The 14952-nt window shown below is 70.8% G+C and carries 14 protein-coding genes and 1 pseudogene; 13 read left to right on the top strand and 2 right to left on the bottom strand.

The genetic code is table 11. The features are described from left to right. Positions 1-20: 20 nt before the first annotated feature. From OG897_RS33000 to OG897_RS33010, 3 genes are read left to right on the top strand one after another with little or no spacing between them, the layout of a single operon-like run. The gene (locus tag OG897_RS33000; RefSeq protein WP_266662739.1) at positions 21-1364 is read left to right on the top strand and encodes a cytochrome P450; all 1344 of its coding nucleotides are present in this window, start codon (positions 21-23) and stop codon (positions 1362-1364) included. Then, entirely contained in the window at positions 1361-2710 is a 1350-nt protein-coding gene (locus OG897_RS33005) for an NAD(P)/FAD-dependent oxidoreductase (RefSeq protein WP_266662745.1), read from the top strand. Before OG897_RS33000 ends, OG897_RS33005 begins: the two co-directional genes overlap by 4 nt. Then, complete coding sequence (locus OG897_RS33010) at positions 2707-3801, top strand: terpene synthase family protein (protein ID WP_266662748.1); 1095 nt, start codon at positions 2707-2709, stop codon at positions 3799-3801. The genes OG897_RS33005 and OG897_RS33010 overlap by 4 nt, the downstream gene beginning before the upstream one ends. A gap of 49 nt (positions 3802-3850) precedes the next feature. Here the strand turns inward: OG897_RS33010 and OG897_RS33015 are convergent, their stop codons facing one another. Next, a complete protein-coding gene (locus tag OG897_RS33015; RefSeq protein ID WP_266662750.1) occupies positions 3851-4768 on the bottom strand; it encodes a LysR family transcriptional regulator in 918 nt (305 codons plus the stop codon). 138 nt (positions 4769-4906) lie between these two features. Between OG897_RS33015 and OG897_RS33020 the strand changes: the two genes are divergently transcribed. The 7 genes from OG897_RS33020 to OG897_RS33050 all read left to right on the top strand — a co-directional run bounded on the left by OG897_RS33020 (position 4907) and on the right by OG897_RS33050 (position 12053). Beyond that, positions 4907-5920, top strand: coding sequence for a fumarylacetoacetate hydrolase family protein (locus OG897_RS33020; RefSeq protein ID WP_266662752.1), 1014 nt, complete (start codon positions 4907-4909; stop codon positions 5918-5920). Then, the gene (locus tag OG897_RS33025) at positions 5896-6882 is read left to right on the top strand and encodes a cyclase family protein (RefSeq protein WP_266662753.1); all 987 of its coding nucleotides are present in this window, start codon (positions 5896-5898) and stop codon (positions 6880-6882) included. The genes OG897_RS33020 and OG897_RS33025 overlap by 25 nt, the downstream gene beginning before the upstream one ends. Positions 6883-6929: 47 nt before the next feature. Further along, positions 6930-8063 (top strand): FAD-dependent oxidoreductase, encoded by a 1134-nt coding sequence (locus OG897_RS33030; protein ID WP_266662755.1) that lies wholly within the window; start codon positions 6930-6932, stop codon positions 8061-8063. After that, complete coding sequence (locus OG897_RS33035) at positions 8060-9067, top strand: amidohydrolase family protein (RefSeq protein ID WP_266662757.1); 1008 nt, start codon at positions 8060-8062, stop codon at positions 9065-9067. Before OG897_RS33030 ends, OG897_RS33035 begins: the two co-directional genes overlap by 4 nt. 5 nt (positions 9068-9072) lie before the next feature. Next, the gene (locus OG897_RS33040) at positions 9073-10011 is read left to right on the top strand and encodes a VOC family protein (protein ID WP_266662759.1); all 939 of its coding nucleotides are present in this window, start codon (positions 9073-9075) and stop codon (positions 10009-10011) included. A gap of 88 nt (positions 10012-10099) precedes the next feature. Further along, positions 10100-11071, top strand: coding sequence for a fumarylacetoacetate hydrolase family protein (locus OG897_RS33045; protein ID WP_266662761.1), 972 nt, complete (start codon positions 10100-10102; stop codon positions 11069-11071). Between the two features lie 256 nt (positions 11072-11327). Beyond that, the gene (locus OG897_RS33050) at positions 11328-12053 is read left to right on the top strand and encodes a dienelactone hydrolase family protein (protein WP_266662763.1); all 726 of its coding nucleotides are present in this window, start codon (positions 11328-11330) and stop codon (positions 12051-12053) included. 317 nt (positions 12054-12370) lie between these two features. On the opposite strand, the gene OG897_RS33055 is transcribed toward OG897_RS33050, so the two are convergent. Next, the gene (locus tag OG897_RS33055; RefSeq protein ID WP_266662765.1) at positions 12371-13555 is read right to left on the bottom strand and encodes a zinc-dependent alcohol dehydrogenase; all 1185 of its coding nucleotides are present in this window, start codon (positions 13553-13555) and stop codon (positions 12371-12373) included. Positions 13556-13945: 390 nt separating this feature from the next. On the opposite strand from OG897_RS33055, the gene OG897_RS33060 reads away from it, so the two are divergent. From OG897_RS33060 to OG897_RS33070, 3 genes and pseudogenes are all read left to right on the top strand, one after another. Next, the gene (locus tag OG897_RS33060; RefSeq protein WP_266662767.1) at positions 13946-14362 is read left to right on the top strand and encodes a CBS domain-containing protein; all 417 of its coding nucleotides are present in this window, start codon (positions 13946-13948) and stop codon (positions 14360-14362) included. 187 nt (positions 14363-14549) lie between these two features. After that, positions 14550-14759: a hypothetical protein gene (locus OG897_RS33065; RefSeq protein ID WP_266662769.1), complete on the top strand. Its 210-nt coding sequence runs from the start codon at positions 14550-14552 to the stop codon at positions 14757-14759. After that, positions 14760-14903: pseudogene (locus OG897_RS33070) on the top strand (NADPH-dependent oxidoreductase); the annotation flags it as partial. It abuts the gene before it with no gap. Positions 14904-14952: the final 49 nt, after the last annotated feature.

Genomic DNA, 14952 nt, shown 5'->3' on the forward strand with positions numbered 1-14952 from the left:
CTTGGGGAAGGTGAGAATCCGTGCCCGAGCAGACGTTCACTTCAGGTGTGGTGCCCAGCGGGTGGCCCCTGCTCGGGCATGCGTGGCCGCTGTTCAAGGCCCCGTTCGCGTTCCTGGCATCGCTGCCGCAGCACGGGGACCTGGTCGAAATGCGGCTGGGCCCGACGCGTGTCTACGTGCCCACCCACCCCGAACTGCTGCGGCAGACCCTCGTGGACGACCGCACCTTCGACAAGGGCGGCACGTACTACGACCGGGCCCGCGAGATGGCCGGCAACGGGGTGGCCACCTGCCCCCACCAGGACCACCGACGGCAACGGCGGCTGCTGCAGCCCGCGTTCCACGAGGCGCAGCTGGACAAGTACGCCACCGTCATGGAACAGCAGATCGCCGACCTCACCGCGTCCTGGGGCACCGGTCACAGCTTCGAGGCGTACCCGGTGCTGTACGGGCTGGCCCTGCGGATCGTCACGCACACGCTGTTCTCCACTCATGTCGACGACGCGGTCACCGAGGACATCCGCGAGTCCTTCGACGTGGTGTTCAGCAACTTCTTCCGGCGGATGTTCGTGCCGCAGGCGGTGAACCGGCTCCCGCTGCCCGGCAATCGACGTCACCGTGAGGCCCTCGCCCTGTTGCGGGGAGCGGTCGAGCGCGTCATCACCGAGTCGCGCGGGGGCGACGACGGGAACAACGTCCTTGCCGCTCTGCTGGCCGCGCACAAGGCCGAAGGGGCCACCGTGGTCGACTCCGAACTGCGCGACCACATCGTGACCGTGCTCGCCGCCGGCAGCGAGACGGTGGCTTCGACCCTGACGTGGAGCCTGTACCTGCTGTCGCAGAACCGCGAGGCGCAGGACGCGCTCCAGAGGGAGGCCGACGCCCGATTGGCCGGTCCGCTCGCCGTGTGGAGCGAGGTTCCGGCGCTGCCCTACACCCACCGGGTCATCACCGAGACCATCCGCCTGTATCCGCCGGGCTGGCTGTTCACCCGGGTCACCTCGACCGGTACCGAGCTGGCCGGGCGCCACCTCAAACCCGGCACCACCGTCGTCATCACTCCCGTGCCGGTGCACCGCAACCCGGCCGTCTTCTCCCGGCCCGACGCCTTCGACCCCGACCGGTGGCTGCCCGAGCGTGCCGCCACGCTGCCGCGCGGGGCGTTCGCCGGATTCGGTGCGGGGGCGCGCAAGTGCATCGGCGACGCGTACGGGGTGGGCGAGTGCACCCTCGCCCTGGCGTCCGTCGCGCGGCGCTGGCAGGTGGAGACCCTGCCCGTCCCGGACGTGAGGCCCGTTCCGCTGGCCGCGTTCTACCGGCCACGCAGGCTGTTCCTGCGAGTGAAGCGGCGCAACGAACCGTGAGCGGCGCCGCGCACGGCTGTGCGGTCGTCGTAGGCGGCGGGTACGCGGGACTCGTCACCGCGCGCGTTCTCGCGGACCACTTCGGCCGGGTGGACGTCCTCGACAAGGACGTCCTTCCCCCCTCCCCCGCACACCGGCCCGGCACGCCGCAGAGCCGGCACCCGCACGCACTGCTCACGCGCGGGGCGGACCTGTTGGAGGGCCTCTTCCCCGGGCTGCGGGAGGAGTTGTCCCAACACGGCGCGCCCGTCTCGGACTTCGGTCAGTTCCCGATGCTCTATCCCGCCGGATGGTCGCCCTCCGTCCGGACCGGGCTCGTACTGCAAACCTTCAGCCGGCCCCTGCTGGAGTTCCTCATCCGCCGCCGTGTGGGCGCCCTGAGCAACGTCAGGATCCACCACGCCACCGAGGTCGAGGCCCTCATCACCGGTGACGGCCGCGCACGAGGGGTCACCGCACGGCCCAGGGGCGCCGACGAGTCCGGCTCGGCTGACGAGTCCTGCTCGGCTGTTGAGTCCTGTTCGTACGAAGCCGATCTCGTCGTCGTCGCCGACGGCCGCTACTCCCGGCTGCCCCACTGGCTCCGGCAGGCGCGTCTGCGGCCGCCCGCGCACCTGAAGGTGGAGGGGAGCCTCGCCTACACCTCACGGCTCTACCGCCGCGACCCGGGCTGTGACCTGGGGTTCCAAGCCTCCTTGCAGGCCACCGTCGCCCCCACCACCCCACGGGGCGGCACGGTGGTCGCGATCGAGAACGACCGCTGGCTCGTCTGCCTCTTCGGAGCGGGCGGGATCTCCGCCCCCACCGTTCCCGAGCAATTCGACTCCTACGCCTCCGCCCTCGACAACCCCCATGTGAAGGAGATCGTGCGGAGCTGCCAGCCCCTGAGCTCCATCCACCGTTACGCCGGGCTGGGCGGCCACTGGCACCGCTACGACCGTCTCACGCCACAGCTGCGCGGGCTCGCCGTCATAGGCGACGCCTTGTGCGCCCTCAACCCCCTCTACGGGCACGGCATGACCGTCGCCGCTCAACAGGCCCGGCTCCTCGGCGACACCGTCACCACGCATTCCCCGGACGAGGCGTGCCGCGCCTACCAGAAACGCGCGACGCGCACCTTGCTGCTGCCGTGGTTCATGTCCACCAGCCTCGACCGGGGCTGGTCCTCGGGCCCGACGTCGCTCACCGCCCGGGCGGGCCGGGCCGCACTCCTGCACGTACTGAGCAGGATCCCCACCGAACCGGACCTCTACCGGAGGTTCCTGAACGTGCAGCACATGGTGGCCTCGCCCGTGACGCTGCTGCTTCCCTTCCCTCCCCGCTCCGCCCGGGGGCACAGGTCATGACCCGCCGCATCTACTGCCCCGTCCCTCCGGCTGCGCACCCGGAGGCCGCCCGTATCGACAGCCAGATCACCCCATGGGTGGCACAGAGCGGAATGTGCCCGCTGCCCGAACATCGGGACAAGATCGCCCGTACGCTGCCGGCCCAGCTGACCGGGCAGATCCTGCCGCGCGCACCGGCCGACCGGCTCACCCTCGTCACCCGGTTCTTCGTCTGGCTGTTCGCCTTCGACGACCGTCACTACGACGACGTGGGCACACCGCCGGATCCGGCCCTGATCACAGCCATCTGTGCGCGGCTCGTCCGCGGCCTGGACTCCCGCACGCTGCCCCGCGACGCCACCGCGTTCGAGAGCAGTCTGTACGAGATCACCGAGCACCTCGCCGTTCTCGCCAGCACGGCCCAGCTTCAGCGGTGGTCCACGGCGATGCGGGGCTACTTGTCCAGCCTCGTGGGGAAGGCCGCGAACCGGTACGAACACATCACCCCGAGCCTCGACGCGTACGCGCTCATGCGGATCCACAGCGGTGCCGTCATGACCACCGTCACGCTCCTGGACGTGGGAGGCGGCTACGAAGTCCCGGAAGCGGACTTCCGTCTCCCCTCCGTCCGGGCCCTGACGGAGATGTGCTCCCTGCTGGTCGGCTGGGACAACGACCTGTTGTCCCGCGGAAAGGAGCAACAGACCGCCGACAGGCAGAACCTCGTCGATGTCATCGCCTGCGAACACCGGATCGGCGTGGCCGAGGCCCTCGACGAGGCCATCACCACCCGGAATCTGGTGCTCGCGCAGTTCCTCCTCCTCCGCGACCGCGTCGCACCCCAGGTCAATGACGCGACCCGGGATTTCCTCGCCGCGCTGAGCCAGTGGATCCGAGCCAACCTCGACTGGAGTCTCCGCACGGGCCGCTACCAGCTGTCCGGCCCCGTCGCCGACCTCGTGGAGCGACCGCCGGAGGGGGACAGCGTACGCATCCATCCGGCCGACCTCGCCTCGATCGGCTGCTGGTGGCAGGGCAGCTCCGCCCTCGGCGCCCAGCCAGCACCGCTCGGCTTCGTTCAGGAAGCCACGAACATGACCGCCGCCGGATGAGGCCGACGCGCCGCACAGAGGTTCAGAGGCCGCCGTGCCGCACAGAGGTTCATCCGCCGAGCGGCGGGGACAGGGTCGACCCGACGCGCGCCGCTGTCTCCCGCAGCCAGATGTGAGCGGCGTCGTGCGTGTGCACCGGATGCCACCACAGGGCCTCCCGCAGGGAAACCGCCTCGTAGGGAGGTTCCACGACCCGTACGGGGGTGATCGGCGCGAGCAGGCGGGCAAGCCGGGCCTGGACCATGGCGATGCGCCGGGTTCCGGCCACCAGTTGCGGCAGCAGCTGAAAGCTGTCGACGGACACCTCCACGCGCGGCTCCACCCCGAGCATCCCCAGCTGGCGCACGGCCGGTGCGTCGTACGTGCGCTGGTAGATGACCCAGGGCAGGTCCGCGAGGTCCTGCCGGGTGAGCCCGTCCGTGACGGTCGGATGGTCGTCGGCGACCACGAAGACCCAACGGTCGTCGTAGAGGTCGGTGGCGGGGAAGTCGCTGATGACGCCGTGCGGCATGAGCAGTCCGTCGACGGTGCTGAGCAGCGTGGCGGTGTCGTCCACCACGGTGGGCGGGGTCTGCCCGAACCGCAGCCGGATACCGGGGGCCTCCTCGTGGACGACGCGGGCGAGTTCGGAGCCGAAGACGGCGACGGCGTAGTCGGAGGCCACCAGCTTGAACTCGCGGCTCTCCACGGCCGGGTCGAACGCGGCCTGGCTGGAGAAGAGCCGTTCGATGACGTCGTACGCGGTGGCGGTGCGGTCGAGCAGGACCTGGCCGAGTGCGGTGAGTTCGTAGTGGCCGCCGACGCGGGCGAGCAGGTCGTCGTCGAAGTGCCGGCGCAGTCGGGACAGGGCGGCGCTCATGGCGGGCTGGCTCAGTCCGACGCGCTGCCCGGCACGGGTGACGTTGCGCTCCTCCAGCAGGGCGCGCAGGGCCACGACGAGGTTGAGGTCCAGGCGGGCCAGATTCACGTTCTTTCCCCTTGCTGTACGGCGCCGTTACGTCCCTGACCAGGCTCAATCCACCGAGTGGATAGCTTTCATCCACACAATCTATTTCCCTGATCGTTGGTGGCGGGTCCAGATTAGTCCCACCGCAATCAGGAGGACATGTCCGTGAAACCCGCTCCCGCTTCCGCGCCCTTCGTCGGCCCCTTCGCCCTCGCGACGCTCTCGGCCCCGACAGGCCCGGCGTTCCCCGCCCTGGTCACGGCCGACGAGCGCGTCGTCGACCTGCGCGACGCCTTCGGTGACGCCCTCGGTGACGAACGGTTGACCGTTCGCCGCCTCCTGGAGAACTGGCCGACGGTGCTGCCCCGGTTGCGGTCCCTGGCCGACGAAGGTTCCGTAGGGCGCAGGCCGCTGGCGGAGTTCCGGGTGCACGCTCCCGTCGAGCCCCGGCAGGTCTTCCAGTCCGGCGCCAACTACCGCCAGCACGTCATCGATCTGCATGTCGCCCATCGCGCGCCCGGTGACGACCGGCCCAAGGACGAGCGGCGCGCCGAGGCGGCGGAGCTCATGGACCGGCGGGCGGAGGAGGACCTGCCGTACGTCTTCATCGGCCTGCCGAGCGCCGTCACCGGCCCCTACGACGACGTCGTACTCCCCCAGTGGGCCGAAAAGCCCGACTGGGAGCTGGAGTTGGCGGCCGTCATCGGCCGGCCCGCGCACCGGATCTCCGTCGACGAGGCGCTGGACCACGTCGCCGGGTACACGATCGCCAACGACCTCACCGACCGGGCCACCGTCTTCCGCCGGGACATGCCGCAGATCGGCACCGACTGGCTGCGCAGCAAGAACGCGCCCGGGTTCACCCCGCTCGGCCCGTGGCTCGTGCCCGCCGAGTCCATCGCCGACCCCGACGACCTGCGCCTGGTACTGAAGCTGAACGGCGCGACCATGCAGGACGAGTCCACCCAGGACATGCTCTTCAACGTGGCACGGATGGTGTCCTACACCTCCCAGTTGGCTCAGCTCCTCCCTGGTGACCTGGTGTTGACGGGCTCTCCGGCCGGGAACGGCATGCACTGGGGGCGGCTGTTGCGCGACGGCGACGTGATGGACGCTTCGATCGCCGGGCTCGGTGCGCAGCGCACCCGATGTGTGGCGGAGGTGGCGTCGTGACGGCTCCGGACCGGACCGATCCGGAAGGTGCGATCGCCGAGGCCGCTAAGGCGTACTCGAACTGGGGACGTTGGGGAGAGGACGACCGGCTGGGCACGCTCAACTTCCTCGACGAGGCCAAGCGTCGCGAAGGCGCCGCGCTGGTGCGGCGGGGCGTCAGTTTCTCGCTGGCGCAGCGGTTCGACATGGACGGCCCGCAGAAGGGCTGGCGCCGCCGGACCAACCCCGTGCACACGATGCTGGACACCGGCAGCGACGCCGTCCTCGGCAACCAGGGTTTCCCGCACGGACTCGGCGGTGCCGACGACGTGATCGCCATGCCCCTGCAGTGCTCCACGCAGTGGGACGGGCTCGGCCACATCTTCGACCACGGCAAGGCATGGAACGGGCGCCCGGCGGAGAAGGTCGTCACCTCCGACGGCGACCTGGTGACCGGCATCGAGCACATGGCCCCGTACGTGGCCGGGCGCGGCGTCCTCCTGGACGTCGGCCACGTGGCCGGTGAGGACGGCGAGTTGCCGGACGGCTTCGCGATCACCGAGGAGCATCTGGCCGAGGCCGCCCAGGCACACGGGGTGACCGTCGGCCGGGGCGACATCGTGGTGGTGCGCACCGGGCGCCTCGCCCGGGCCCGGCGCGAGGGCTGGGGCGAGTACGCCGGCGGCCCGGCGCCCGGCCTCTCGTTCACCACGGCCGGCTGGCTGCACCGTACCGAGATCGCCGCGATCGCCACCGACACCTGGGGCTTCGAGGTCCGGCCCAACGAGTTCGACCACGCCTTCCAGCCGCTGCATCAGGTCGCCATCCCCAACATGGGCCTGCTCATCGGCGAGATGTGGGACCTGGACGCGCTCGCCGAGGACTGCGCACGCGACGGTGCGTACGCGTTCTGGCTGACCGCCGCTCCGCTGCCGATCACCGGCGCGGTCGGCTCCCCGGTCAACCCGGTCGCCGTCAAATAGCCCGCTCCAGCCCGCCCCTTCACCAGCGGAACGAAGGAGTTCCCCTCATGAGCACACCCCGCACGGTCCTCGTCATCGGCGGTGGCGCGGCCGGCAACGCCGCGACGATCCTGCTGCGCCGCGCCGGGATCGCGGTCGACCTGATCGAGGCCAAGGACGACTGGAACGCCACCGCCGGGTCCGGCATCACCCTCCAGGGCAACGCCCTGCGCGTGCTGCGCGAACTCGGCGTGTGGGACCAGGTGGAGAAGTCCGGTTACGGCTTCGGCGCGGTCGGCATCACCGCGCCCGACGGCACCGTCCTGCACGTCGCGGAAGACCTGCGCACCGGCGGTGACGACCTGCCCGCCACCGTCGGCATGCAGCGTCCGCGGTTGCAGCGGATCCTGATCGACGCGGTCCGCGCCAGTGGTGCCACCGTCCGCCTCGGCCTCCGGGCGTCGTCGCTGGACCAGTCCGACGGCGACGGCGTGACCGTCAACTTCAGCGACGGCACCGCATCCCGCTACGACCTGGTGATCGCCGCCGACGGCATGGGCTCCACCACCCGCGCGGCGATCGGCATCACCGACCGGCCCGAGCCCACCGGCATGGCCATCTGGCGCGTCGCCGCGCCCCGCCCCGCCGGTGTGACCCGTACCGACCTCGCCTACGGCGGCCCCGCCTACATCGCCGGCTACTGCCCGACCAGCGAGAGCACGCTCTACGCGTACGTCGTCGAGGCGAAGCGCGACCGGGCGTCCCTGCCCTCGGCGCGCTATGCGGACGAGATGCGCTCCCTGGCACAGCACTACGGCGGCCACTGGCCCGAGATCACCGCACACCTCACCGACCCGACGCAGGTCAACTACACCTGGTTCGACAGGATGCTGGTCGAGGGGTCCTGGCACCGCGGCCGCGTCGTCCTCGTCGGTGACGCCGCGCACTGCTGCCCGCCCACCCTCGCCCAGGGGGCGGCCCTGTCGATGGAGGACGCCTGGGTGCTCGCCCAGCTGCTGACCGCCGCCGACACCTGGGACGACGCGCTGTTCCAGACGTACTACGAGCGACGCGTCGGCCGGGTTCGCCCCGTCGTCGAAGCCTCCGTACAGATCGGCCAGTGGCAGCTCGACGGGGTGCGCGACGCGGACGTGCCCGGGCTGATGGGCCGCACCATGGCCATGCTGCGGGAGCTGCCGTGACGACACCGCCCACCGTCGACGTGCACGCCCACGTCCTGCTGCCCGAGATCGAGACGCTGGTGGACGGCCTGCCGGGCCTCGCCGGGGCAAAGGCCCTGGACGCCCGCCGCAACGGACCGGCCGCACTCAAGGTCAACGGCCCGATGATCGGCGAACGCGTTCCCCGCCTCACCGATCCGGCCGTCCGCCTCGCCGCGATGGACGCCCAGGGCGTGGACGTCCAACTCGTCAGCCCCTCCCCCTCGCACTACCACTACTGGGCCGACGAGGAGACGGCCGAGAAGGTGTACCGGCTCGCCAACGAGGCGACCGCCGCGCACTGTTCCGCCGCACCCGACCGGCTGCGCGGCCTGGGCCTCGTACCCCTCCAGCACCCTGATCAGCTGCGGCGTGCTCTCGACCACGCCCGGGACCAGGGCCTCGCAGGGGTGGAGATCTCCAGCCACGCCCCCGGGCGCGATCTGTCCGACCCGGCGTACGAACCCTTCTGGTCGTACGCCGAGGAGACCGGGGCGATCGTCTTCCTGCACCCCTTCGGCTGCACCCTCGACGAGCGCCTCGACCAGTGGTACTTGTCCAACTCGGTCGGCCAGCCCACCGAGAACGCCGTCGCCCTCGCGCACCTCATCTTCTCCGGGGTCCTGGACCGCCACCCCGACCTGAAGATCATCGCGGCGCACGGCGGCGGCTACCTGCCCACCCACATCGGCCGCGCCGACCACGCCTGGTCAGCCCGCCCGGACGCGGGCGCGGGCTGCGCCCACCTGCCCAGCAGCTACCTCAAGCGTCTCTACTTCGACTCACTGGTCCACGACCCTCACGTGCTGCGGGAGTTGGTGCGCGCGGCCGGAGCGGACCGGGTGCTGCTCGGCTCCGACTTCCCCTTCGACATGGGCAGCGACGACCCGCTCGGTGCCCTGCGCTCGGCACACCTGCCGACTGCCGACTTCGACGCCATCCGAGGCGGCACCGCTGCCGCCCTCCTCCGCCTCCAGAAGGGCTGACCACCATGAGCGGACGTCTGCTCACCCACCTGCGGCACGTCGACCTGGCCGTGCCCGACTACGACAAGCAGCTCGACTTCTACTCCGGCGTCTGGGGCCTGACCAAGGTCGCCGAGGACTCCGGCATCTCCTTCCTCGCCGCCGAGGGCTCCCCCGAGCAGTACGTCATACGGCTGCGCCAGGCCGACGAGAAGCGCCTCGACCTCGTCTCGTACGGGGCGGCCTCCCCGCAGGACGTCGACACGCTCGCCGAGCAACTCCTGTCCGGTGGGGTCCAGTTGATCTCACAGCCCGGGAAGGTCGACACCCCCGGAGGGGGCTACGGTTTCCGCTTCTTCGACGTCGACGGCCGCACCATCGAGGTCTCCGCCGACGTCGAGGTACGGCAGCACCGCAAGATCGAGGAGAAGGAGGCCATCCCGGTCAAGCTCTCCCACGTGGTCCTCAACTCCCCCGATCTGAACCGGACCCGGGAGTGGTACGAGCGCCACCTCGGCTTCGCGCTCTCGGACACGTTGAGTTCGCCCCACATGGGCGAGGTCATGCACTTCATGCGGATCAGCAACCAGCACCACTCGATGGCCATCGCGCAGGGCCCGCACACGGCCCTGCACCATGTCTCCTTCGAGATGCGCGGCATCGACGAGTACCTGCGCGGCTCGGGCCGGGTGATGCGGGCCGGGCACCGGAAGATCTGGGGGCCTGGCCGGCACATGGCGGGCGACAACACGTTCACGTACTTCCTCGACCCGCACGGCAACACCGTGGAGTACACCACAGAGCTGGAGTGCCTGGACGAGGACACCTGGCACCCGCACGTGTACGACTTCTCCCAGCCCGAGGTCACCGACCAGTGGGGCACGGCGAACGCGATGAACGAACTCGTCGCCAGGGAGTCCTTCAACGACCCCGACCGCGGTGTGTTCGTCGCCCCGCCGGTCTGACCACCCCGAGTTCCGGGGGCGCGGCGGCCCGTCCATGCCCTGACTCCGCCCTCCGCGTCCCCGGTCCCCGCCCGTGCCAGGAGCCCCCATGCGATTCGCCACCTACGAACACCAGCACCGCACCCGCGTCGCCGTCGTCGAGGCGGACGGCATCCTCTACCCGCTGCCCGGCACCACGTCACTCACCGAGCTGATCCGCTCCGGCGACGGTCTGCCCGCACTCCTCGACGCCGGCGCCGCCGCGCTCGACGTACCGCCAGGACCGCACGTCTCCCAGGTACGGCTGCTGCCTCCGCTCCAGCCGTCCTCCGTACGGGACTTCGTCACCTTCGAAGAACACGTCGAAGGCGTACGCAAGGCCGTGGACGGCGTCGCCGGGGTGCCCGAGCAGTGGTACGCGGCGCCCACCTTCTACTTCACCAACCCGCACGCCGTGTTCGGGGCGCACGACGACATCCCGATGCCCCCGGGCTCGACCGCCCTCGACTACGAACTCGAAGTCGCCGCCGTCATCGGCCGCGAGGGCAGCGACCTCACGCCCGAGCAGGCCCGCGACCACGTCATCGGCTACACCGTCTTCAACGACTGGTCCGCCCGCGATCTCCAGTCCGCCGAGATGAGGGTGGGCCTCGGCCCCTGCAAGGGCAAGGACACCGCCGCCACCCTCGGGCCCTGTCTCGTCACCTCCGACGAGCTGGAGCCGTACCGCGACTCAGACGGTTTTCTGCGCCTCGCGCTGACCGCCTCCGTGAACGGGCAGGTCATCGGCAGGGACCTGCTGTCCAACATGAGCTGGACCTTCGAGGAGATGACCGCGTACGCATCACGCGGCACACGCGTCGTCCCCGGCGACGTCCTGGGCTCCGGCACCTGCGGCAACGGCGGCTGCCTCGCCGAACTGTGGGGCCTGCGCGGCGAGCAGTCCCCGCCGCCTCTCCAGCCCGGCGACACCGTCACCCTCACCGTCGAAGGCATCGGCACGGTCTCCAACACCGTGGTCACGGGTGCCGCCCCGGTCGTCCTGCCCAACGGCCGACGCCGCTCCCGGGGACGACCGTGAGCGACCGCCGCCACAGACGACTCCCCGGCAAGGCGTGGTCCTCCTCGGCGCGGCCCACGGTCAGGACGCCACCGAGCTGAGGGAGTCGGGCTGCTCGCCCTCGCGTCGCGCAGCTCGAATCCGTCCGCTGCCATCAGGTGGGAAAACATCACCATGCTCGCGGTGTTGTGCTCGTCGACCAGCGGGACGCCCGCACTGTTCTGCCGGCGGTGAACCCCGGCCCGCCCGTGCCCGTCGATCACTACAGTCCCGTCCCATGACGACGATCACCACGCGCACGGTCGAGTACCCGGCCGACGGTCTGACGATGGTCGGGCACCTCGCGCTCCCTGCCGGTACCGACCGCCGGCCCGCAGTGTTGCTCGGGCCAGAGGGCACGGGGCTCAGCGACGTCGAGCGCCGCCGGGCCGACGCCCTCGCCGAACTGGGGTACGTGGCGCTTGCCTTCGACATCCACGGCGGACGCTATCTGAGCGACCCCGAGGAGATGCTGGCCCGTTGCATGCCGTTGCTCGCCGACCCCGACCGGATGCGGGGCATCGGCCATGCGGCACTCGATGTGCTGCGCGCCGAACCTCGGGTCGACCCCGACCGGACAGCCGCCGTCGGCTACGGCACCGGCGGCGCGATCGCGCTGGAACTCGGGCGCGACGGCGTCGACCTGCGTGCGATCGGGACCGTCAACGGGCTGACCACCGGCCGACCGGACGAGGCGGCGCGCATCCGCTGCCCGGTGTGGGCCGGGGTCGGATCGGAAGACCCGATCATGTCGCCCGCGCAACGGGACGCCTTCACGGCCGAGATGCAGGCCGCGGGCGTCGACTGGCGCCTCGTGGTCTACGGCGGCGCCTTGCACGCCTTCCACCACCCGTCGGTCGACCACACCGTGCGCCCCGGCGTCGGATACCACCCTCGGCAGGCGCAGCGAGCCTGGCAGGACGTCGTCGGCCTGCTCGCCGAGTGCCTGCCCGTGCCGGAATGATCAGTGACGACAGGACCGAACACGGCATCCCGCACACCGTCTCGTGTCCGGATCGTGAACAGCGGGTCGGAAAGGGGCCGTGCTGAGTCGGTGGGGAGGGCTTCGATCAGCCGCCCCGCCCGGGGGTGGGAGAGCTTCACCCCCGGGCGACGACGCCGAAACCAGTGACGCCGCCTGGGAAGGCCCGTGCCACGGCTCGTGCTTCAGCACGGACGGCACAGTCCTCCAAGGCCCGGCAGCCGGGCCCCGCGGCGCCGACGTTCACCGCCGCACCACGGGGACCGGCCTGTCCTTGCGGAACACGGCCGTGGCTACGGCTACGGCTTGAGCAGGGTCTTGATCATTCCGTCGTCCTTGGCCTGGAACATCTCGTACGCCTTCGGTCCCTCCTCCAGCGGCATGCTGTGCGTGGCGAAGCCCTCCACCCCCAGGGGGTCCTGCTCGTTGAGCAGCGGCAGAAGGTCGTCCGTCCAGCGCCGGACGTTGGCCTGTCCCATGCGCAGCTGAATCTGCTTGTCGAACATGGTCAGCAGGGGCAGCGGGTCGGCCGCTCCCCCGTACACCCCGGCCAGGGAGATCGTGCCGCCTCGGCGGACGATGTCGATCGCCGCGTACAGGGCGCTCAGCCGGTCGAGCCCGGCCGACTCCATCAGCTTCTCGGCGAGCGCGTCGGGCAGCAGGCCCGCCGCCCACTGCGCCGCCTTGGCGACGGGAGCTCCGTGGGCCTCCATGCCCACTGCGTCGATGACGGCGTCGGGGCCCCGGCCGTCGGTGAGGTCACGGATCGCATCGCCGATCCGCTTGCCGTGCGCGCGCAGGTCGATCGCCTTGATGCCACGGCTGTGCGCGCGGGAGAGCCGGGCGGGGACCAGGTCGACGCCGATCACCCGGCCCGCTCCCCGGTGCTGGGCGACCCGGGCCGCCATCTCGCCGATCGGGCCGAGCCCGAGGACGGCGACGGTGCCGCCGGGCGGGACGTCGGCATACTCGACTGCCTGCCAGGCGGTGGGCAGTACATCGGAGAGGTAGACGAAACGCTCGTCCGGCGGGCCGTGCTCCACCTTGATCGGGAGGGTGTTCCCGAACGGTACGCGCAGGAACTCGGCCTGCCCGCCCGGCACTTGGCCGTAGAGCTTGGTGTAGCCGAACAGGGCGGCGCCCATGCCCCGCTCCCGTACCTGCGTGGTCTCGCACTGCGAGTGCAGACCGAGGTCGCACATGTGGCAGTGGCCGCAGGAGAGGTTGAACGGGACGACCACCCGGTCCCCCGGCGCCAGGGCGGTCACCTCGGAACCGACCTCCTCGACGATGCCCATCGGCTCGTGGCCGAGGATGTCGCCGGGGTCGAGGTAGGGGCCCATGACCTCGTACAGGTGCAGGTCCGACCCACAGACGCCGGTCGAGGTGATCCGTACGATCACATCCGTCGGCTCCTGGATCCGCGGGTCGGGGACGGTCTCCACCCGTACGTCGCGCTTGCCCTGCCAGGTGAGTGCACGCATCGAAATCTCCGTTTTCTCGCTGCCTGATTCTGCGAAGCCGCCTGACCTTCCAGGCGTGTCGTCGGGGCGTGGCGGCTCCGTCCCGACTGCCACTGGCCCTCTTGCGGTGCGGGCCCGTTCGACCCCGGGCCGGTGAAGCGCCCTCCGGTGGTCGTACGTTCTCCGCTCGCCTGCCCTGCGTACGGCCCGCAACACAGGGCGTCTTCCGTCGGGCTCGAACTGACCTCGTCGGCGCCCGACAGCCCTCTCCTCGAACCATGTCTTCTTGTGGCTGTTACGCGTGTACGGACCTGGGCACTCGGCACCCGCACGCCGCACCGCGGCGTACACCGACAACGGGCCGGTCAGCCGGTTCGACCACTTCACAACTCCCCGTAGGAGGAATGACGTATGACGACCGCACGGGACATCATGACCGCCGGCGCCGAATGTGCCGGTGCGCGCGACAGTGTGCTGGACGCGGCCAAGAAGATGGCCCGGCTCGGCGTCGGAGCCCTGCCGATCTGCGGAACGGACGAGCGGCTCAAGGGCGTACTCACCGACCGGGACATCGTCATCAAGGTCCTGGCCGAGGGCAAGGACCCGGCCAACACGACGGTCGGCGAGCTGGCGCAGGGCGAGGCCGTCACCATCGGGGCGGACGACAGCGCGGAGGAGGTCTTCGCGACCCTCACCAGCCACAAGGTCCGCAGGCTGCCCGTCATCGACGGGCATGCGCTCGTCGGGATGGTCGCACTCGCCGACGCGGCACGGGCGCTGTCCGACCCCAAGGCCGGGCAGCTCGTGGAGGCGCTCTCCAGCGACTGACCAGCCTGCGGCGGAGCCGTGTCACCGCTGCGGCGGTGCCGACGGCACACATCCGGGGAATCCGCGCGGCGGTCGTTCCCCGGATGTGCGTCAGGCCGAGCGATCGGCCGAGCGATCGTCAGAACACCGGACGCCAGGTAACCGGGGCGAAGGAATCAGCCCCCGACCCCTCAGGGAGCGATGACGGATGACCAGCCCCCAGCACCAGTCCCGGTCCCACCAGGACGACCAGGACGCCGACCACCCGGAAACGGCCGCTGGTGAAGCCCTGAAGGAATTCGAGGAAGCCGAAACCCACGACGTCGGCCGAACCGACCTCCCCGACGAACACGACGGCGAAGCAGGAGACGCCCTCTCCACCAACAAGGACGCACAGGAAGACGCGTCCGGCAACTGACCCGCCCTGCGGGAGAAGGTCATGGCCGCCGACATCCTGCCGCTCGCCGCGATCTGGCTGGGCCACGCCTCCGGCATCTGCCAGCGGGGGCCGGAGCGGCTGGACGCGGAGCGCTCGGAGACCAACAACGAGGGGCGTCTGCTGACGTGCGGCAACTCCGCCGTGCCCCCTACCAGGACCCGTACCGACGCGA

The organism is Streptomyces sp. NBC_00237 (assembly GCF_026342435.1).
GTDB lineage: Bacteria > Actinomycetota > Actinomycetes > Streptomycetales > Streptomycetaceae > Streptomyces.

Bases quoted from the DNA above. Each gene is read 5' to 3' on its own strand.
- OG897_RS33010 (WP_266662748.1), top strand. From the start codon at position 2,707: ATGACCCGCCGCATCTACTGCCCCGTCCCTCCGGCTGCGCACCCGGAG.
- OG897_RS33065 (WP_266662769.1), top strand. From the start codon at position 14,550: ATGACCAGCCCCCAGCACCAGTCCCGGTCCCACCAGGACGACCAGGAC.
- OG897_RS33055 (WP_266662765.1), bottom strand. From the start codon at position 13,555: ATGCGTGCACTCACCTGGCAGGGCAAGCGCGACGTACGGGTGGAGACC.
- OG897_RS33050 (WP_266662763.1), top strand. From the start codon at position 11,328: ATGACGACGATCACCACGCGCACGGTCGAGTACCCGGCCGACGGTCTG.
- OG897_RS33020 (WP_266662752.1), top strand. From the start codon at position 4,907: ATGTCCGTGAAACCCGCTCCCGCTTCCGCGCCCTTCGTCGGCCCCTTC.
- OG897_RS33025 (WP_266662753.1), top strand. From the start codon at position 5,896: ATGTGTGGCGGAGGTGGCGTCGTGACGGCTCCGGACCGGACCGATCCG.
- OG897_RS33045 (WP_266662761.1), top strand. From the start codon at position 10,100: ATGCGATTCGCCACCTACGAACACCAGCACCGCACCCGCGTCGCCGTC.
- OG897_RS33040 (WP_266662759.1), top strand. From the start codon at position 9,073: ATGAGCGGACGTCTGCTCACCCACCTGCGGCACGTCGACCTGGCCGTG.
- OG897_RS33030 (WP_266662755.1), top strand. From the start codon at position 6,930: ATGAGCACACCCCGCACGGTCCTCGTCATCGGCGGTGGCGCGGCCGGC.
- OG897_RS33060 (WP_266662767.1), top strand. From the start codon at position 13,946: ATGACGACCGCACGGGACATCATGACCGCCGGCGCCGAATGTGCCGGT.